This is a genomic window from Microbacterium arborescens, from assembly GCF_030369635.1.
In the GTDB taxonomy this organism is placed as follows: domain Bacteria; phylum Actinomycetota; class Actinomycetes; order Actinomycetales; family Microbacteriaceae; genus Microbacterium.
Map to the genome: position 1 here is coordinate 2,431,886 of NZ_CP128474.1, position 16,776 is coordinate 2,448,661.

The following is a 16,776-nucleotide window of genomic DNA, read 5'->3' on the forward strand; positions in this document are numbered from 1 at the left end:
GGGGAGAATCAGCGCGGTGCGGGGTGCGCGGATCACGCGAACCTCGGCGGAATCTCAGCATCCTGTTAGGTTCTTCTCGTGTCGACGGACGAGAGCAAGACCCCGCGAGCGCTCAGCCGCCGCACAGTGCTGCTCGGATCCGTTGCCGCAGGCTCTCTCGTGCTCGCCTCGGCGGCACCCGCTCGAGCCTTGACGTACACGGTGAAGACCCCCGCGGAGCATGCGGCACTCCCGATCGTCTGGGGTTACCCCTTCGCGAGCCGCGCGACGCGCGGTTCGGGCGTGGACGGGTATCCCGGGCAGACGTACAGCGGTCACATCGGCGCCGACTACTACGTGAACCCACGCGTCGGCACCACGATCCTCGCGGTCGCCGACGGCACCGTGACCGCTGTCGGCGACGACGGCGACGTCAGCAGGGGTGTGTTCGTGATCGTCCAACATGCGGCGGGCGTACGGTCCGAATACCTGCACATGGAACGTGGCAGCCCCCTGGTGAGCGTGGGCCAGCGCGTCTTCCGGTGGACTCCCCTGGGGCGAACAGGGAACACCGGAGATGTCCGCCCGCGCACCGAAGCCAACGCTCACCTTCACTTGGCGATATTCTCGGGCCCGCACCGCACCGGAACGGTGTGGAACCCGGCCTGGCTCATCGAAGGAGCTCCGCTTCCGGTCACGTCGCCTACCGCCGCGACCCCGGTCTATCGCTTTTGGAGCGCCCGCTATCAGGGGCACTTCTACACGGCGAGCGCCGCCGAGCGCGACGGCATCGCGGCCCGCTGGCCCGACATCTGGTCGTACGAGGGAACCGCGTACCGCGCCTTCACAACTGAGGTCGTCGGCACCGTACCGCTCTTCCGATTCTGGAGCGCCCAGTACAACGGCCACTTCTACACGACGAGCGCCGGCGAACGTGACTCGGTCATGGCTCGCTGGCCAGACGTCTGGTCGTACGAGGGCACCGCATTCTTCGTGTACCCCGCCGACTCGTCTGCACCCGATACGGTCACCGTCGCCCGGTTCTGGAGTCCGTCCGCGCGACACCACTTCTACACGGCCAGCGCGCAGGAACGCGACGGCGTGATCGCGCGGTGGCCCGATATCTGGCAGTACGAGGGAGACAGCTTCCGAGTTCCCAGCGCGAGCGTCGAAAACTGAGACCGAGGAGAGCCCATGAGCAGCATCAATCTTCGGCGTCGGATCGGCCTACCGACCCTCGCCCTGTTCGCGCTGCTGGCCACAGGCTGCGCGACCGTCGGCGTCGGCGGAGCCGCGGGCTCGACCCTTCCCCTCTCGCCGACTGCGGACGAGACTCCGTCGTCCTCCCCGACGGCGCAACCCGAGTCATCCGCGACGCCTGAGCCGACAACGCCTCCCACCGGCGAGTCAGACACCATGTGGACGACATCCGAGCTGGTCGACGCATGCCTCGTCTCCGTCAGGGACGATAACGCGCCAGCATCGGAGCAACTCGATCGGTCGACCATCCGACGCGAGAACGCCCGGTCCGCCCTGCGGCCCGACGCGCTCTGGTACGTCGTCGTGCCCATCGTGGACCCCACCGTCGACGCGCGACTCGAGTACGCGTGCTTGCTGGCCGCCGACCTGAGCGTCGATGCGAGCTGGGGCCGGATCGCCCCGGAGGTGGATGACTTCGATCAGTGGTCAACAGCCACGGAGCCGCCTGAGGGCATGTGACCCCGTAGACGGCCTCGCCGGCCGCGCCCGTTCTCCCGCGAGAACACGAAGATGCCCGGCGAAAGAATCTCCGGGCATCTCGGGCAGTGCTTCAGGACTTCTCGTCCTCTTCGGGTTCGAAGGTCGACGCAGTCCCGGTGTGGCCTGCAGCGACCCCGTCCGGGTGGCTCGGGATCGTCCCGTCCTTTCCGAGTCCGCCCGGCTCTTGCGTACCGTCGCTGTCGGTCTGGGCCGTCGAGACCTCGACGTCCGGGCCCTCGTAGGCGTTCTCGTCCGTCTCGCGACGGGTGTCGTCATTGCTCATGTCGTTCTCCTTCTCTTCGTGGACGGCTGCTGCCGTCCGGTCTCAGATGAACGGGGCGAGCGCTCCCGCCGTCAAGGCGAGCGCCCCGGCCACGGCACCCGAAGCCGTGGCGGTCATGCGCAGGTGGCGACGTGCACGCGACCTGCGAGCTCGGTTGCCCGGGGCTTCCGTCGTCAGGAGCGACCGCTGCGCGTCTTTCAGCGTGGCGTAGCGTCCGATCGGGGTCGCGTGACCGTCGAGGGCGATGTAGTGACCGTCGGGTGAGGTGTCGATCGAACCGACGAACTCCCCGTCGGTCGAGGCGACGTAGAAACCGGGTGCGACCGTCGACCAGGTGATGTTGCGGGCACTGAGAACGCGAGGCGTCGCGGCGGGCCGCTCGAGCATGCTCATGCTGCGGTCGCCAGCTCACGCGAAGCAGGGACGACGTCGCCGCCGGGCAGTGCCGACGCGATCGGGGCCGCGGGAGCAACCTCGAAGTCTGCGAAGTCGACGACGAGGCCGGTCGACGACGTGGCCGCGCGGGCCATCTCGGTGAGCAGCGCCGAGTCGAGCTTCTCCGCCTCGATGCCGGTGAAGACGAAGCGGAGCGGGATGGACGGCTGCAGCCAGATCGTCTGCCGCCCTGCCGCTGTGTCGGCACCATGCCGCCAGGTGAGGGTGAAGCTCTCCGAGCGGCGGAGCTTCGTCGCCGTGAGCACCTTGAGGTGCGCGAGCAGACGGTCCGGGATCTCGATCGATTCGGACGTGTTCCCGTAGAACAGCTGACCCATGGTGGCTCCTCACAGATGCTGGATGACTTGTTGGGAACGCTACTAGTTGGGCAAGTATCTCGTCAAGTTAGATATCTGCTAAGGTAAAGCTCGCAAGCCAATGACGCGGAGGTGTGCAGATGACCGGCTTCTTCTATGACAACGAACGTCGGCGTGCGACCAGCGCGCTCGAAGCCCTGCGGCTCTACCAGGCAGCCGAGGCCGCCATGCGGCGGCGCACGCGCGAGTCGATGTCGATGGGCGAGAACGAGCTGCTGGTCATCCGACAGTTGCTCCGGGCACAATCGCGCAACCTGCAGGTGAAGCCGGGAGACGTCGCCAAGTACCTCGGAATCTCGACCGCGAGCACGACGAGCCTCCTCGACCGCCTCGAATCGGCGGGGTATCTGCGACGAGTGCCGCACCCCAGCGACCGACGCAGTGTCTACCTGGCACCGACGGAACGAGCCGACGAAGAGGTGCGTGCGACCCTCTCGGCGATGCACGACCGCATGCACCAGGTCGCCGACGAGACCTCCCCCGAGGCCACGGCGGCCGTGATCGATTTCCTCTCCCGTATGCAGGACGCCGTCGACTCGGTCGAGCCTGCCCCCACGCTGCGACGCGAACGCGGCAGCGCATCCGCCGTCTGAACGATCAGCTCTTCCGGGGCTGACAGGACGGACACCACCAGGTGCGTCTGCGCCCGGGATCACCCGGACCCTCGGCGCGCACGACGATCGGAGTTCCGCACCTCAGACACGGCTTCCCGGCACGACCGGTCACCCAGTGCGCACTTCCGCGCCGGGCTGAGCCCGTCGTGACCTGGTACATGCCGGGCACCGAGGCCGAGAGCCGCAGAGCCCGCGCGGCACGGTCGACGAGGACCGCGAGGTCGGCCGTGCCGACGGGGTCGAACGGATGCACCCCCGAGAGGAATGCCAGCTCGTTCACCCACAGGTTGCCCAGACCAGCGATGTTGCGTTGATCGAGGAGGGCGGCGACGAACGAGCGGTCGGGCCGCACATCGAGGCGCCGGACCGCCTCGGCCGCTTCCCAGTCCGTCCGCAACGGGTCCGGGCCCAGGTGTCCGAGCACCCTAGCGACGTCCCCGGCTCGCAGCATCTCGACGACCGGCATGTCAATGCCCCAGAGCGTGGCACCGCCGTCGAGTTCCGCGCGCACGCGGACCGCCCGGTTCACTCGCGTCGGCACGGAGCGGCCGGCGCGCGTCACCGTCCACGATCCCTGCATCAGCAGGTGAGTGTGAAGTGCGAATCCGGGTTCGAGCCAGGTGATGAGGTGCTTGCCATGGGTCTCGAGCCCGGCGATCATCCAGCCGGCGAGAGACGTCCCGGCGGCCGCCCCAGAGCGCAGCTCGCCAGAGACGATACTTCGACCGGAGACGTGTGGACGCAGTCGGGCGGCGAGCCGGAAGACGCTGTCACCCTCCGGCACAGACGCCTCTGAGAGTCACGTCAACCTCATCCCTCCAGTCTGCCGCCTCACCTAGCCTCGGGGCGGTCATGCGTCAACTGCTCGAAAATCCTCGCGAAGGGGATGACGATGACGTCATGACTGAGATCACCGCGCACAAGGGCCTCTTCAACGACATCGAGCTGCACGTCGACGACACCGGCGGGTCGGGCCGCCCCGTCGTCCTGATCCACGGGTGGCCGCTGTCGGCTGAGTCATGGTCCGAGCAGATCCCCGCGCTCACTGCGGCCGGATACCGCGTCGTGTCGTACGACCGCCGGGGCTTCGGGCACAGCGACAAGCCACGATCGGGCTACGACTACAACACCTTCGCGCAGGATCTGGCATCCGTGCTCGACACCCTCGACCTGCGTGACGCGACCCTCGTCGGCTTCTCCATGGGCGGCGGCGAAGTCGCCCGCTACGTCGCGAACCACGGTCAGGAGCGGCTCCGCAGCGTGGTGTTCGCCGCCGCGGTGCCGCCGTACCTGGCGCAGACGCCCGACAACCCCGAAGGTCCGCTGACGCAGGAAGCCGCAGACGAGATGGAGAACGGCCTGAAGTCGGATGAGGCGGCGTTCTACGACACCTTCACGACGGCCTTCTTCTCCGTCGACGGCGAGCTCAAGGTCACCGAGGAGCAGCGGCAGGAGGCGCTCGCGCTCACACGCCAGGCGGACCATCACGCGGCACTGAAGTCGATGGAGGCGTGGGCCACGACCGACTTCCGCCGCGACCTGGATGCCGTGACCGTTCCCGCACTCATCATCCACGGCGACGGCGACGGCACCGTGCCTTTCGAGGGTTCGGGAAAGCGCACCCACGAGCAGCTCGCAGGGAGCGAACTGGCTCTGATCCACGATGCCCCGCACGGCTTGAACGTGAGCCACGCGCGCGCGTTCAACGACGCGCTCCTCGCCTTCCTCGCGAAGTAGGAGCCACCCGCACGGCGACGAAGGGCCGTTCCGCATCGCGGGACGGCCCTTCGTCGTATGGGAGCCCGAGAGCTCAGAGCTCAGAGCTCGAGCTTCTCGTTGCGCCCCTCGTAGGTCTCGCCCGTGAGCTTGGACTTGATCAGACCGATGGCCGTCGCGATGCGCCCGCCCGCACTGCTCCAGTACTCGCCCGAGATCGCATCGACACGCAGCAGCGTGATCCTCGGGTCGTCCGGTCCGTCGGGGAACCACGCCTCGAGGGTGCTCGACCAGTAGTGCTCGAGCCGGGCTCGGTCATCGACGATCGTAGCTTCACCGGCGAGGGAGACCCACGCGTCATCCTTGCTGAGCGCCACCCCGACGGTGGGACGGACGGTCACATGCGAGGCGACGGACGAGCCCCGATCGACGACGAACCACAGGTCGCCGTCGAATTCCGCTTCCTGAACGGTCAACGGGCGCGCGGTGAGCTTTCCCGCGTCGTCGATCGTGGTGACCATGGCGAACCGGAAGTCCGGCAGCAGCTCGGCGAGAATCGTCCGGGGGTCTTCGTTGTCGCTCATCGTGTCTCCTTCAGTGGGGCGGGTCCGGCGTTGGTGGGTACAGGCTGACACCGCTCATCGCGGCGCGTCGTGCTCTTGACAGGCGGTGCAGATGCCCGGCGGTGACGCCGTCAACCGCCCGACGGGTTCTCGAGCGGCTGTCCGCCTTCATCGGTCGTCGTGTCGACGTCGCCATCATCAGGCGCGGGCTCGTCGGGTGCCGCGCTGGGGGCGCCGGGGAAGGCCGATGCCCCGCCCGTGGTCGTGCCCTGCTCGGGCCCGTCGTGCTCGCCGCGCTGCGGATCGGAGTCGCTCATCGGATCGTCCTTTCGTCGATTGCTGCCCGCGACGGTACGCGCCGCATCCGCGCGGTCCGAGGGGATTGACACGCGTCGGGCCCGGATCATCCCCCAGTCGGATGCCTCTCAGCCGATCGACCGACGCGCAGACACCTCTCCGCTTCGTAACGTCGGAATGTGACCGCCGCACCTCTTTCGCCTCTCGACCGCATCCACCTCGCCGCAGGCCGGGGCCGCGCCCTGGTGGGGTCGATCCTGGGCAACATCGCCATTCTGGGCATCATCGCTCTAGCGGCGCTCGTGGTTCCGATCGCGGCGGCCCTCGTCTTCGGCCCGGCGCTCCTCGCCCGCCTGTGATCGCCTGATCGGGGCCGAGGCAGGCACGAGCTTCAGCCCGATGACGGCGATGACGATGCCCGCGATGAAGACGATCTTGCCCGGCGAGAACGCCTCGGCGCCGGTTGCCATCGACCAGGCGACCGTGAGCGCCGCCCCCACGCCGACCCAGACCGCGTACGCCGTGCCGATCGGGATCCGCTTCATGGCTTGTCCGAGTCCGATCATGCTCACGAGCAGTCCGGCGACGAACACGAGGGTCGCCACGGGCTCGCGGAACCCGTCGGACTGCCCGAGCGCCGTGGCCCAGACGGCCTCGCAGACGGCACTGGCGAGGAGGACGACCCATGCCCGCGCCATGTCAGCTCACCACCTTGAGGCCGATGACGCAGGCCACCAGCAGCACGAGCAGGAGGACACGCGCCACCGAGGCGCGCTCGCGCTGAGTCACCATCGCCCACACCACCGTGAGGGTCGCGCCGACGCCGACCCAGACGGCGTAGGCCGTGCCGGTGGGCAGCTCGGCCATCGCGATGGCGAGACCCGCAATGCTGCCCACGAGCGCGACGGCGAAGAGCAGAGCGGGCCGCTTGCGGCGGAACCCCTCGGATGCCGCGAGCGCGGCCGCCCATACCGCCTCGAGGACGCCGGATGCGATCAGGATCACCCATGACATGACAGACCTGTCCGAGTCAGTCTTGTCTGGTGCGGGTACTGCTCCCTCGTCCGCGGACCCGCGGTCGGGGCCCCGCGACCCAGGGTACCCCGGCCCTCAGGGCGCCGGGACGAGGAAGAGGGCGTCGAGGAGCCCCGGATTGTGCGCATGGACGAGCACGCCGAAGACGACGGCGTCGAAGAGCAGGTGCACCGTCACGACGTAGGCGAGCGAGCGCGTGCGCAGGAAGATGTAGCCCTGCAGCAGCGCGAACGGGATCGTCAGCAGCGGCCCCCAGGCTCGATAGCCCAGCTCCCACAGGAAAGATACGAAGACGATCATCTGGAGGACGTTCGCCGACGCGTCGGCGAAGTGCCGTCGCAGCAGCGCGAAGCAGGTGCAGATGAAGAACAGCTCGTCCCAGATGCCCACGGCGCCGACTCCGACGAAGAGCCTCGCGATCAGGTCGGGAGTATCGACGACCGGCCAGTTCGTGTACACGCCCGAGGTGATGAAGTAGAAGGGCAGGATGAGCCATCCGAGCACGAGGACGGCGGCGAGCCACACCCATTGGAAGGTGGTCCAGCGTCCCCCGCCGCGCCAGGGGAAGCGGATCGCGTGGTCGCGGTAGACGAAGCGCGACACGAGATAGGGCAGAAGCACAGCGCCGCCGAGCGCAAGGGTGAATCGCACCATCGCGAGGTTGTCGAGCTCGGCTTTCAGGTCGATGAGGCTCACGACGACGAGACCGAGGGCGATGAGCGAGAGGTCGCGGGCCAGCGAGGGCCGTCCCGCCTCGCTGACGCGCCAGCGGTCGACGCCGAGCGCAGCGACGAGACCGACGATGAGGAGCGCCCAGCCGAGCCAGGGCTGCAGGAGCACGAAGAACGCCGGTGCGGCCAGGCATACCAGCAGGGCCGGCAGCGTGCTCGCCGAGACGTAGGGGCGGGCGGCCAGGCCCGGATGCGTCTTCACAGCGACCGCATCCCGTCAGGCCGCGTCGACGCGGCGGTAGGCGAGATCGCGGATGTCGCGCCCCTTGGCGATGCCCTTACGCTCGAAGGCCGTCATCACCCGCCCCTCGAAACGCGGCGCCCAGTCGCCGTCGAAGTCGGGCGCGAAGCCAGCGGCATCCCCCATCACCTCTCGCATCTGACGGGCGTAGTCCTCCCAATCGGTCGCCAGACGCAGCACGCCGCCGGGTTTCAGCACCCGCGCGGCCAGCGGCGTGAAGTCGGGAGAGATGAGGCGCCGCTTGGTGTGCCGTGTCTTGTGCCACGGATCGGAGAAGAAGATCCACAGCTCGTCGACGGATGCCGCGGGCAGCAGGTGTTCGAGCACCTCGGGCGCATTCGCCTCGACGAGGCGCAGGTTGCGCACGCCCGCACGATCGGCGTCGAGCATGGTGCGCGCAAGGCCGGCGCGGAACACCTCGACCGCGAGGAAGTCGGTCTCGGGCGCGGCTTGTGCGGCCGCGACGATCGCGTGCCCCTGGCCCGAGCCGATCTCGACCACGAGCGGAGCCTCGCGCCCGAACAGCGACGCGGGATCCACGTGCGAACCCGGCCTGACGCTGAGCAGGGCCTGATCGCGGTCGACGGGGATGTTGTAGAAGTCGCCGAGTTGGTTCCAGGCGCGCTCCTGGCCGTCGCTCATGCGACCGCTGCGGCGCGCGAACGACACGGGCCGCTCGCGGTAGCGGGGTTCGTCACCGGTGTCGGGCGCGTCGGTCTGCGGCATGAGTCCAGGGTATCGAGCAGCCGGGTCGGCGCCGAGCCGAGGTGCCTGGTCAGGTGGTGACGAAGTCGATGAGCTCTTCGACCCGGCCGAGCAGGGCAGGGTCGAGGTCGCGATACGTACGGACCGATCCCAGGATGCGCTGCCACGCGTGCGCGATGTCGGCTTGATCCTCGGCGGGCCAGCCGAGCGCCCGGCAGACGCCGGTCTTCCAATCGACTCCGCGCGGCACCTGCGGCCACGCGCGGATGCCGACGGCCTCGGGGCGGACGCACTGCCAGACGTCGATATGGGGGTGTCCGACGATCTTCAGGTGCGCGCCGTGCGGTCCGCGCAGGATCTGCTCCGCGATACGGGTCTCCTTCGAGCCGGCGACGAGGTGGTCCACGAGCACTCCGTAGCGGCGGTCGGCGGACGGAGGCTCGTCTCGGAGGAGGTCGTCGAGCAGGTCGATGCCCTGCAGGTACTCGACCACGACGCCCTCGACGCGGAGGTCGGCACCCCACACCTTCTCGACGAGCTCGGCATCGTGACGTCCTTCGACGAGGATGCGCGATGCCCGCGCAACGCGCGCCCGCTGCTGAGGCGCCACGAAAGAACCGGAGGCGGTCCGCATCCGTCCCGTGGGTTGCGTGGCCTTCGGCGCCACGAGCTTGACCGGTTCGCCATCGACGAGGAAACCTCCACCGAGCGGGAACAGACGCACCTTTCCGAGGCGGTCCTCGAGTTCGACGTTGCCGCCGCGGACGGCGACGACGGCTCCGCAGTAGCCGTCTGCCGCAACCTCGACGACGAGATCGGGATCGGCGGGGACGTCGGGAACGACTTTGCGTCCGGCGTCCCGCCAGCCCGCTGCGAGAACATCCGAGCCGTACCTGTCGTCCATGCTTCCTCCACCTCGAGCCTCTCCGGCCGCCGGTCAGCGTAACCGCGGCCCTTCCCGTCCCGCGGTATCCGCGCCGCGATTCCGCTGCCCGCTGATTCACAGTCGCGGCATAGGCTCGGACCCCGGGCCCTCAATAGAGTGGAGGCGAGGCCGGTCCTCCGACCTCGGAAGGGGAACGGATGCGCGTGCTCCGAGCAGCGACGCTCTCGATAGTGGCGAGCCTGATGCTCGTCGTCGGCGGCTCCGCCGCGGCCTGGGCGACCGACCCGGTCGACCTCGGTGCGGGGCGCGTCGTGGATCAGGCCGATGCGTTGTCGTCGGGTGAAGAGCGTGCCGTCGACGAGAGGCTGACAGCACTGAGCTCCGAGGCGGGTATCGACCTGTGGGTGGTCTACGTCGACGCCTTCAGCAGCCCGTCCGACGCCGAAGGCTGGGCCAACGCGGTCGCCGACCGGGGCGGCCTGGGTATCAACCAGTACGTGCTGGCCATCGCCACCGAGCAGCGCAACTTCTACCTCTCGGGCGACACCAACGGTCCCGTCGACGGCGACACGCTGGGCACGATCGAGACGCGCGACATCCTGCCCGAGCTCCGCTCCGAGGATTGGGGCGGAGCAGCCTTCGCCGCAGCCGGAGGGCTCTCGGCTGCGGTCGGCGGTTCCGGCGGCACGACCGAAGGCTCCGGAGGCGCCGCGCAGGGCTCCGGCATCCCGGTTCTGACGATCGTCCTCGGCATCCTCGCGGTCGGAGCCGTGATCGCGGTCGTCGTCGTCCTCGTGCGCCGTCGCCGAAGCGGCGCCGGCGGATCCGCTCGCGGTGCAGCCGCGGAACCGATCGAGTCTCTCGCGCGCCGCTCCGCCAGCGCGCTGGTCGCAGCCGACGACGCCATCCGGACGAGCGAGCAGGAGCTCGGCTTCGCGACGGCGCAGTTCGGCGACGACGCGGCCGCCGCTTTCGCGCAGACGCTGGCGCAGGCGCGGCGCGACCTCGACGAGGCGTTCTCGCTGCAGCAGCGCCTCGACGACGACCAGCCCGACACCGAGGCCGACGTCCGCGCCATCCACACGCGGATCCTCGAGCTGTGCGCGCACGCCGACTCCGAGCTCGATGCGCGTGCCGACGAGTTCGACCGCCTGCGCGATCTCGAGCAGAACGCACCCGAGGCGCTGGTGCGCATCCAGCAGGACCGCGCGGCGGCCGGAACCGGGCTCGACGGCGCGATCGCGTCGCTCGAACGGCTCCGATCGGCGTACGCGCCCGAGGAGCTCGCGACCATCGGCGACAACCCCGATCAGGCGCGCAGTCGCCTGACCTACGCCGACGAGCAGCTCGACGCGGCCCAGCGCGCGATCGCGGCCGGCGACGGCGCCAGCGCGGCCATCGCCCTGCGCGCAGCGGAGGGGGCCGTGGCACAGGCCGCCCAGCTCGAAGCCTCCGTCGAGAAGGTGGCCGCCGACCTCGCGACCGCCGAACGCGACGCCGCCGCCCTCGTGACCGAGCTGGAGCAGGATGTCGCCGCCGCCGTCGGCGTCCCTGATCCCGACGGCTCGCTCGGCGCGGTCGCGTCCGCCACGCGCCAGCAGATCGACGCCGCCCGCGCTCAGCTGACGGGCGAGCACCGCCGCCCGCAGGCTGCGCTGTCGACGCTCCTGGGCGCGAACTCGGCGATCGATGCCGCCCTCGCCGGCGCGCGCGACGCCGCACAGCGCGCGGCCCGCGCACGGCAGACGCTCGACCAGCAGTTGCAGCAGGCGCGTGCACAGGTCTCTGCCGCGGAGGACTACATCGGCACGCGGCGCGGCGCCGTCGGCGCGACGGCCCGCACGCGGGTCGCGGAAGCGCGGGCGTCGCTCGATCGCGCCGAGGCGACATCGCAGATCGAGCCCGAACGCGCCCTGGCCGATGCGACGCGCGCGACACAGCTGAGCAGGCTCGCGATCGATGCGGCGCGCACCGACGTCGGCGGCTTCACGTCGGCCTCCGCCGGCTCGAACTCCAGCGGCATGATGGGTGCCATGATCGGCGGCATGGTGCTGAACTCGCTCCTCGGCGGCGGCTCATCCGGCCGACGCTCGTCGGGATTCGGCGGCAGCGGCTTCGGCGGCGGCCTCGGCGGATCGCGCGGCGGATTCGGCGGCGGATCTCGCGGCCGCACCGGCGGTGGTGGATTCGGCGGCGGCGGTCGCTCCCGCCGCGGCGGCGGCCGCTTCTGACGATTTCTCCCTCTTCCGTACCAACCACGAAAGGAACCCCGATGGCAAAGCAGTCCATCTTCGGTCGCATCTCGACGCTCATGAAGGCGAACATCAACGCCCTTCTCGACCAGGCCGAGGACCCGCAGAAGATGCTCGACCAGCTCGTGCGGGATTACACCAACTCGATCGCCGACGCGGAGTCGGCGATCGCCGAGACGATCGGCAACCTGCGTCTGCTCGAGCGCGACCACCAGGAGGACGTCCAGGCGGCCGCCGAGTGGGGCAACAAGGCCCTCGCGGCCAGCCGCAAGGCCGACGAGCTGCGCGCGGTGGGCAACACCGCCGACGCCGACAAGTTCGACAACCTCGCCAAGGTCGCGCTGCAGCGTCAGATCAGCGAGGAGAACGAGGCCCGCACGATCGCGCCGACCATCGCGACTCAGACCGAGGTGGTCGAGAAGCTGAAGGACGGCCTGAACGGCATGAAGGTCAAGCTCGACCAGCTCCGCGCGAAGCGCTCCGAGCTGCTCGCGCGCGCCAAGACGGCGGAGGCGCAGAACCGCGTCCACGACGCCGTCAAGTCGATCGACGTGCTCGACCCCACCAGCGAGCTCGGGCGCTTCGAGGACAAGGTCCGCCGCCAGGAGGCACTCGCCGCCGGCAAGCAGGAGCTCGCCGCGTCGAGCCTCGACGCACAGTTCGAGAGCCTCGAAGACGTGGGCCAGCTCACCGAGGTCGAAGCTCGGCTCGCCGCGCTGAAGACGGGCGGGGCCGCCGGCGCCATCGAGCGCTGATGCCCGATGTCGACGCCCGGGCCGGCGCCACCGCCCGGGCGTCGACAATCGATTCCCGCACCCCGAACAGAGGATGACGTCATGACCCGATTCATCGTGGTCCCGCAGTGGCAGGGCTCGCCGTCGGCTCGATCGATGACCCTCATCGACGGCGCCGAGGCGATCGCCGGCGACCTGCCGCGCAGCGCGACGGTGCGGGTCGAGGTCCCCGTCGAGGCCGGTGAGGCCCTCGGCAGCGGCATCCGGCGGTTCAGCTCGCTTCAGCGCACACGAGACCTGGTGATGGCGGCACTCGGCGACGCCGACAGCCCTGCGGACGGCACGAGCGGCACCGGACCGACCGGGCACACGGTGGTCGTGGGCGGCGACTGCGGAGTGGCTGTGCCCGCGATCGCACACGCGGCCGCGCTGCATCCCGATATGGCCGTGGTCTGGTTCGACGCCCACGCCGATCTGCACTCCCCCGAGTCGTCACCGTCCGGCGCGTTCGCAGGCATGGCACTGCGCGCCGTGTTCGAGGCGAGCCCGCTGTCACCGGATGCTGCGGTGCCCGCCGAGCGGGTCGTTTTGGCGGGAGCCCGGGAGTTCGACGATCCCGAGATCGATGTGGTGCGGGCCTCGGGGCTCACGCATCTGGGCGTCGACGATCTCGCGGATCCCGCGCGCCTGGCCGATGCGGTCGCCGCCACCGGCGCGGGCTCGGTGTACCTCCACGTCGACCTCGATGTCCTCGACCCCGCAGCGATCACCGGTGTGAGCGCAGCCGTCCCGTTCGGACTCGACCTCCCGACGCTCACGAACGCCATCGGCATCCTGCGCGGGCGGTTCCCGCTCGCGGGAGCATCCGTCTCCGGCTTCGCTCCACCGCACCCCGAGGCGGTCGTAGAAGACATGGGTTCCGTGCTGCGGGTCGTCGGGGCCCTCGCGTGAGCGCGGTGCGCACGCCGCCCGCCGGATGGCGTCAGCGCGCCGACGAGGCGGTCGCTCGCGGAGCCGCGCTCGACCGCGTCATCCCCCGCGTGCTGCTCGACTCCCCCATCAGCGAGCTCGGAGCCCGCGCCGGCACCGCCTTCGGATTCGTGTGGGGCGCGCTATGGTCGACCGGCCGCATCGAGCGCCGTCACGGGCTGTGGGTCTTCCGCGGTATGCCGGCCTGGACGTTCGGCCGCGGCGGCGTCTGCGTGGGCTCGTGCTTCCTGACCGGCGACCGCGAGCCGAGCGAGCGGATCCTCGCGCATGAGGCCGTACACGCTCGGCAGTGGCGGCGCTACGGGCTGCTCATGCCTCTGCTGTACCTGATCGCGGGCCGCGATCCCCTGCGGAACCGGTTCGAGATCGACGCGGGGCTCGCCGACGGCAACTACATTCCGCGTCGCGCCGAGGCCCGCTGACCTAGCTCAGCGGGCGGTCGCGAGGCCGAAGCGCTCGGGCGTGTGGATCGACTCGGCGGCCATGCCGCAGCGCGAGGTCAGGTGATCGACGATGTCGACGGTGCCGAGGAACCCGCCCAGCAGGTGCACGCGCGTCGCCCGCGCGGCATCGGTGCAGAGCATCTCGTCGGCCCAGGCCGTGACGGCGCGCGACAGCGCCTCACCCGGCGCACAGCCGCGACCGGAACCCGGCGCACCGGTGCGGCGGGAACGATCGAGCCACGTCACCACCATGCGGGCCGGCGCCGAGACGGTGCCGATCCATGCGGCGTCGGGAACCTCGATGAAGACCCGTCCGGTGGAGCACAGCGGCAGGGTCGCGAGCAGTGCCTCGAGCTCGGCGAGCGAGTGCTCGTCGGCCGTGACCAGGTGCTGCACCCGGACGTGCTTCGACGCACGGCAGGCGGCGGCACTGTGGAGCTCGGACATGATGAGTCCACTATACCCGCGGTGTAGGCATGCCTTACCTACCTAGCCGAATCCGGACGACTCCCCGGAGTTCTCACAGCAGGATGATGCGGCGCAGCTCATCCAGCTCGTCGTCGCCGAGTCCGTGCGACCGAAGGTACTCGGCCGGTGAACCGAATCGCTCGCGCAGATCCGCCAGCAGCGCGCGCATGACGGGGGCTGGCGAGCGCGTGGCCAGATCGACCAGCTGCGGGGCGTCGGGATGGTGTGCCCGGAGATACGCGAGGATCGGCGCGTTGCGCTCGGCCGGCAGCAGTGTCTCCGTGCGCGCGTAGTCGTCGACGACGGCATCCTCGTCCACTCCCGCCGCCGCGAGGATCATCGCGATCGTCACGCCCGTGCGGTCCTTGCCGATCGTGCAGTGGACGAGCACCGGCTGATCGGCGATGACACCGCGCACCACCTCGAGCACCCGCGGCGCCGACTCGTCGACCAGCGATCGGTACATCGACTCGAGCGACATGTCGGCGCGGAACAGCGAGGCGACCGATCCCAGGAACAGCGGAACGCGTTGCGTCCGAATAGGCAGGTCTCCCAGGACCGTGGGCTCGGAGCGCACCTCGTCGTCGTCGCGCAGGTCGATGATGCGCCGCAGCCCGAGCTCGCCGAGAGCACGCCGACCGTCGTCGTCGACGCGGAACAGGTTGCCCGACCGGTAGAGGACGCCCGACCGCGTCGAGGTGCTGCCCGCCCGCAGGCCGCCGGTGTCGCGGAAGTTCAGGGCGCCCGGCACCGACAGCGATGCCGCGCCGCTCATCGGTCGGAACGCGGGAGCGGCGGCACCGGGTACCGCCCCGCGATCGTCAGGCGATTGAACGCGTTGATCGAGATGAACAGCCAGCTCAGCGCGACGTACTCCGCCTCGGAGAACACCCCGCCGACGCGGTCGTAGAGCTCGTCCGAGACTCCGTCATCGGCGATGTTCACGTAGGCCTCGGCGAGCTCGAGCGCCGTGCGCTCCCGCTCGTCGAAGACCCCCGACTCGCGCCAGGTGGCGAGCTGGGCGACCTCGTCGGCCGTCACGCCGGCGGCGACCGCTCGCCCGACGTGCACACGGACGCAGTATGCACAGCCGTTGAGCTGCGAGCTGTGCACCAGAGCAAGCTCCTTCAGGCGCTCGCCGATGCCGGCATCCTGGGCGATGGTTCCCACCGTGCGCGCGAAAGCGTCGAGCGCGTCGTAAGCCGGACGAGCCGCCTTGGCGAGGTGGATGCGCCGCTCGGGGGTCATGCGTCAACCCTACCCACCGACCTCCGGCGCCGCGCGAGAATGGACCCGTCCCCAATGCGAAGGATCACCGTGCACGACGACACGTTCGACGAGTTCTCGTTCCTGCCCGTTCAAGCCGCCGAAGCGGGTGTGCCGACGCCCGCGGCCGAGCGGCTGTTCACTTTCGCACCCGATGGGCGCCCCATCAGTGCGCTGCAACTCGGCGCGGGCGACCCCGAGTTCACGCTCCTTCACGGCGCCGGTCTGAATGCGCACACCTGGGATCGCACGATCCTCAGCCTCGGGCGCCCCGCACTGGCGTTCGACCTGCCCGGGCACGGCGACTCGGGTTGGCGCGACGACGCCGACTACACGGGACGGACCCTCGCGGCCGACATCGCCCCCGCGGTCGCGCAGTGGACGCACTCACCACAGGTCGTCGTCGGGCAGTCGCTCGGCGGACTGACGGCCGCGGCCCTCGCTGCGACGCATCCTGAGCTGGTGCGCTCCCTCGTGATCGTCGACATCGCACCCGGGCTCGACCCCGCCGGTGCGGCGTCGCAGATCCGGCGGTTCTTCGCCGGACCGACGAGCTGGGCCTCACGAGCGGAGATGGTCGAGCGGGCGCTGTCGTTCGGCCTCGGGGGCGACCGCGCGGCGGCGGAGCGCGGCGTGTACCTCAACTCGCGCGTGCGCGACGACGGTCGCGTGGAGTGGAAGCACCACTTCGCCCGCATCGCCAACGGGCTCGCCGCCGACCCGGGCGCCGCGGCCGCGGCATCCGAGCGGCAGGATGCCCTGGCGCCGGCGCTCGCGGCATCCGGCTGGGACGACTTCGCGGCCGTGACGGCACCCATCACCCTGGTGCGCGGGACGCGGGGATATCTCACCGACGCCGACGTCGCCGCCTTCGGCGACCGTGTGCCCGGGGCGCGGATCGTGACGGTGGAATCCGGGCACAACGTGCAGGAGGAGCTTCCGATCGAGCTCGCCCGCATCATCCGCGACGCCACCACCGCCTGACCCCACTCGGGCGGGCTCGGGCCCACCCGGGGCCGGG

General features: G+C 70.1%; 23 protein-coding genes and 1 riboswitch. Of the genes, 9 read left to right on the forward strand and 14 right to left on the reverse strand.

All coding sequences use genetic code 11. The features are described from left to right. Window positions 1–78: 78 nt before the first annotated feature. Both QUC20_RS11565 and QUC20_RS11570 read left to right on the forward strand, forming a co-directional pair. Window positions 79–1,158 carry a peptidoglycan DD-metalloendopeptidase family protein gene (locus QUC20_RS11565; RefSeq protein ID WP_289329957.1) on the forward strand — a complete coding sequence of 360 codons (1,080 nt, stop codon included), beginning with the start codon at window positions 79–81 and terminating at the stop codon, window positions 1,156–1,158. Window positions 1,159–1,173: 15 nt separating this feature from the next. Beyond that, complete coding sequence (locus QUC20_RS11570) at window positions 1,174–1,698, forward strand: hypothetical protein (RefSeq protein ID WP_289329958.1); 525 nt, start codon at window positions 1,174–1,176, stop codon at window positions 1,696–1,698. A gap of 91 nt (window positions 1,699–1,789) precedes the next feature. Here QUC20_RS11570 and QUC20_RS11575 read toward each other — a convergent pair whose 3' ends face one another. The 3 genes from QUC20_RS11575 to QUC20_RS11585 are packed head-to-tail and all read right to left on the reverse strand — an operon-like array spanning window position 1,790 to window position 2,775. After that, window positions 1,790–2,002, reverse strand: coding sequence for a hypothetical protein (locus QUC20_RS11575; RefSeq protein ID WP_120264785.1), 213 nt, complete (start codon window positions 2,000–2,002; stop codon window positions 1,790–1,792). A 42-nt stretch (window positions 2,003–2,044) separates the two neighbouring features. Next, complete coding sequence (locus QUC20_RS11580; RefSeq protein WP_147374417.1) at window positions 2,045–2,395, reverse strand: peptide ABC transporter permease; 351 nt, start codon at window positions 2,393–2,395, stop codon at window positions 2,045–2,047. Beyond that, a complete protein-coding gene (locus QUC20_RS11585; RefSeq protein WP_259455376.1) occupies window positions 2,392–2,775 on the reverse strand; it encodes a DUF7882 family protein in 384 nt (127 codons plus the stop codon). The genes QUC20_RS11580 and QUC20_RS11585 overlap by 4 nt, the downstream gene beginning before the upstream one ends. 119 nt (window positions 2,776–2,894) lie before the next feature. On the opposite strand from QUC20_RS11585, the gene QUC20_RS11590 reads away from it, so the two are divergent. After that, window positions 2,895–3,407 (forward strand): MarR family winged helix-turn-helix transcriptional regulator, encoded by a 513-nt coding sequence (locus tag QUC20_RS11590; protein WP_289329959.1) that lies wholly within the window; start codon window positions 2,895–2,897, stop codon window positions 3,405–3,407. Window positions 3,408–3,411: 4 nt separating this feature from the next. Here QUC20_RS11590 and QUC20_RS11595 read toward each other — a convergent pair whose 3' ends face one another. Beyond that, entirely contained in the window at window positions 3,412–4,212 is an 801-nt protein-coding gene (locus tag QUC20_RS11595; RefSeq protein ID WP_289329960.1) for a DNA-formamidopyrimidine glycosylase family protein, read from the reverse strand. Between the two features lie 116 nt (window positions 4,213–4,328). On the opposite strand from QUC20_RS11595, the gene QUC20_RS11600 reads away from it, so the two are divergent. Beyond that, entirely contained in the window at window positions 4,329–5,165 is an 837-nt protein-coding gene (locus QUC20_RS11600; RefSeq protein ID WP_289329961.1) for an alpha/beta fold hydrolase, read from the forward strand. Between the two features lie 80 nt (window positions 5,166–5,245). On the opposite strand, the gene QUC20_RS11605 is transcribed toward QUC20_RS11600, so the two are convergent. From QUC20_RS11605 to QUC20_RS11635, 7 genes are all read right to left on the reverse strand, one after another. Continuing rightward, a complete protein-coding gene (locus QUC20_RS11605; protein WP_289329962.1) occupies window positions 5,246–5,728 on the reverse strand; it encodes a pyridoxamine 5'-phosphate oxidase family protein in 483 nt (160 codons plus the stop codon). Between the two features lie 110 nt (window positions 5,729–5,838). Next, window positions 5,839–6,024 (reverse strand): hypothetical protein, encoded by a 186-nt coding sequence (locus QUC20_RS11610; RefSeq protein ID WP_289329963.1) that lies wholly within the window; start codon window positions 6,022–6,024, stop codon window positions 5,839–5,841. 270 nt (window positions 6,025–6,294) lie between these two features. After that, entirely contained in the window at window positions 6,295–6,702 is a 408-nt protein-coding gene (locus tag QUC20_RS11615; RefSeq protein WP_120264777.1) for a DMT family transporter, read from the reverse strand. A 1-nt stretch (window position 6,703) separates the two neighbouring features. After that, a complete protein-coding gene (locus tag QUC20_RS11620; RefSeq protein WP_289329964.1) occupies window positions 6,704–7,018 on the reverse strand; it encodes a DMT family transporter in 315 nt (104 codons plus the stop codon). 10 nt (window positions 7,019–7,028) lie between these two features. Then, window positions 7,029–7,094, reverse strand: a riboswitch (guanidine-III (ykkC-III) riboswitch). 20 nt (window positions 7,095–7,114) lie between these two features. Further along, on the reverse strand, window positions 7,115–7,972 hold the full coding sequence (locus QUC20_RS11625) for a CPBP family intramembrane glutamic endopeptidase (protein WP_289329965.1): 858 nt from the start codon (window positions 7,970–7,972) through the stop codon (window positions 7,115–7,117). Window positions 7,973–7,987: 15 nt separating this feature from the next. Next, complete coding sequence (gene trmB / locus QUC20_RS11630; protein WP_289329966.1) at window positions 7,988–8,737, reverse strand: tRNA (guanosine(46)-N7)-methyltransferase TrmB; 750 nt, start codon at window positions 8,735–8,737, stop codon at window positions 7,988–7,990. 49 nt (window positions 8,738–8,786) lie between these two features. Next, complete coding sequence (locus QUC20_RS11635; protein ID WP_120264774.1) at window positions 8,787–9,620, reverse strand: DUF3097 domain-containing protein; 834 nt, start codon at window positions 9,618–9,620, stop codon at window positions 8,787–8,789. Window positions 9,621–9,799: 179 nt separating this feature from the next. Here QUC20_RS11635 and QUC20_RS11640 point away from each other — a divergent pair, with 179 nt between their 5' ends. From QUC20_RS11640 to QUC20_RS11655, 4 genes are all read left to right on the forward strand, one after another. Beyond that, entirely contained in the window at window positions 9,800–11,833 is a 2,034-nt protein-coding gene (locus QUC20_RS11640; RefSeq protein WP_289329967.1) for a TPM domain-containing protein, read from the forward strand. Between the two features lie 41 nt (window positions 11,834–11,874). After that, window positions 11,875–12,609: a PspA/IM30 family protein gene (locus QUC20_RS11645; RefSeq protein ID WP_120264772.1), complete on the forward strand. Its 735-nt coding sequence runs from the start codon at window positions 11,875–11,877 to the stop codon at window positions 12,607–12,609. 81 nt (window positions 12,610–12,690) lie between these two features. Beyond that, the gene (locus QUC20_RS11650) at window positions 12,691–13,539 is read left to right on the forward strand and encodes an arginase family protein (protein WP_289329968.1); all 849 of its coding nucleotides are present in this window, start codon (window positions 12,691–12,693) and stop codon (window positions 13,537–13,539) included. Next, entirely contained in the window at window positions 13,536–14,000 is a 465-nt protein-coding gene (locus QUC20_RS11655) for a Fe-S oxidoreductase (RefSeq protein WP_289329969.1), read from the forward strand. The genes QUC20_RS11650 and QUC20_RS11655 overlap by 4 nt, the downstream gene beginning before the upstream one ends. 6 nt (window positions 14,001–14,006) lie before the next feature. On the opposite strand, the gene QUC20_RS11660 is transcribed toward QUC20_RS11655, so the two are convergent. The 3 genes from QUC20_RS11660 to QUC20_RS11670 all read right to left on the reverse strand — a co-directional run bounded on the left by QUC20_RS11660 (window position 14,007) and on the right by QUC20_RS11670 (window position 15,737). Then, a complete protein-coding gene (locus QUC20_RS11660) occupies window positions 14,007–14,468 on the reverse strand; it encodes an SIP domain-containing protein (RefSeq protein WP_289329970.1) in 462 nt (153 codons plus the stop codon). A 73-nt stretch (window positions 14,469–14,541) separates the two neighbouring features. Continuing rightward, complete coding sequence (locus tag QUC20_RS11665) at window positions 14,542–15,264, reverse strand: tyrosine-protein phosphatase (RefSeq protein WP_289329971.1); 723 nt, start codon at window positions 15,262–15,264, stop codon at window positions 14,542–14,544. Continuing rightward, entirely contained in the window at window positions 15,261–15,737 is a 477-nt protein-coding gene (locus tag QUC20_RS11670) for a carboxymuconolactone decarboxylase family protein (protein ID WP_289329972.1), read from the reverse strand. The genes QUC20_RS11665 and QUC20_RS11670 overlap by 4 nt, the downstream gene beginning before the upstream one ends. A gap of 54 nt (window positions 15,738–15,791) precedes the next feature. On the opposite strand from QUC20_RS11670, the gene QUC20_RS11675 reads away from it, so the two are divergent. Continuing rightward, complete coding sequence (locus tag QUC20_RS11675; protein ID WP_434543637.1) at window positions 15,792–16,739, forward strand: alpha/beta fold hydrolase; 948 nt, start codon at window positions 15,792–15,794, stop codon at window positions 16,737–16,739. The last annotated feature ends 37 nt before the right edge of the window (window positions 16,740–16,776 follow it).

Excerpts from the sequence above, each read along its gene's own strand:
- QUC20_RS11665 (WP_289329971.1), bottom strand. The coding sequence starts at position 15,264 with ATGAGCGGCGCGGCATCGCTGTCGGTGCCGGGCGCCCTGAACTTCCGC.
- QUC20_RS11670 (WP_289329972.1), bottom strand. The coding sequence starts at position 15,737 with ATGACCCCCGAGCGGCGCATCCACCTCGCCAAGGCGGCTCGTCCGGCT.
- QUC20_RS11640 (WP_289329967.1), top strand. The coding sequence starts at position 9,800 with ATGCGCGTGCTCCGAGCAGCGACGCTCTCGATAGTGGCGAGCCTGATG.
- QUC20_RS11605 (WP_289329962.1), bottom strand. The coding sequence starts at position 5,728 with ATGAGCGACAACGAAGACCCCCGGACGATTCTCGCCGAGCTGCTGCCG.
- QUC20_RS11620 (WP_289329964.1), bottom strand. The coding sequence starts at position 7,018 with ATGTCATGGGTGATCCTGATCGCATCCGGCGTCCTCGAGGCGGTATGG.
- QUC20_RS11615 (WP_120264777.1), bottom strand. The coding sequence starts at position 6,702 with ATGGCGCGGGCATGGGTCGTCCTCCTCGCCAGTGCCGTCTGCGAGGCC.
- QUC20_RS11675 (WP_434543637.1), top strand. The coding sequence starts at position 15,792 with ATGCGAAGGATCACCGTGCACGACGACACGTTCGACGAGTTCTCGTTC.
- QUC20_RS11635 (WP_120264774.1), bottom strand. The coding sequence starts at position 9,620 with ATGGACGACAGGTACGGCTCGGATGTTCTCGCAGCGGGCTGGCGGGAC.
- QUC20_RS11645 (WP_120264772.1), top strand. The coding sequence starts at position 11,875 with ATGGCAAAGCAGTCCATCTTCGGTCGCATCTCGACGCTCATGAAGGCG.
- QUC20_RS11585 (WP_259455376.1), bottom strand. The coding sequence starts at position 2,775 with ATGGGTCAGCTGTTCTACGGGAACACGTCCGAATCGATCGAGATCCCG.
- QUC20_RS11580 (WP_147374417.1), bottom strand. The coding sequence starts at position 2,395 with ATGAGCATGCTCGAGCGGCCCGCCGCGACGCCTCGCGTTCTCAGTGCC.
- QUC20_RS11600 (WP_289329961.1), top strand. The coding sequence starts at position 4,329 with ATGACTGAGATCACCGCGCACAAGGGCCTCTTCAACGACATCGAGCTG.
- trmB (WP_289329966.1), bottom strand. The coding sequence starts at position 8,737 with ATGCCGCAGACCGACGCGCCCGACACCGGTGACGAACCCCGCTACCGC.
- QUC20_RS11650 (WP_289329968.1), top strand. The coding sequence starts at position 12,691 with ATGACCCGATTCATCGTGGTCCCGCAGTGGCAGGGCTCGCCGTCGGCT.
- QUC20_RS11570 (WP_289329958.1), top strand. The coding sequence starts at position 1,174 with ATGAGCAGCATCAATCTTCGGCGTCGGATCGGCCTACCGACCCTCGCC.
- QUC20_RS11610 (WP_289329963.1), bottom strand. The coding sequence starts at position 6,024 with ATGAGCGACTCCGATCCGCAGCGCGGCGAGCACGACGGGCCCGAGCAG.
- QUC20_RS11590 (WP_289329959.1), top strand. The coding sequence starts at position 2,895 with ATGACCGGCTTCTTCTATGACAACGAACGTCGGCGTGCGACCAGCGCG.
- QUC20_RS11660 (WP_289329970.1), bottom strand. The coding sequence starts at position 14,468 with ATGTCCGAGCTCCACAGTGCCGCCGCCTGCCGTGCGTCGAAGCACGTC.
- QUC20_RS11575 (WP_120264785.1), bottom strand. The coding sequence starts at position 2,002 with ATGAGCAATGACGACACCCGTCGCGAGACGGACGAGAACGCCTACGAG.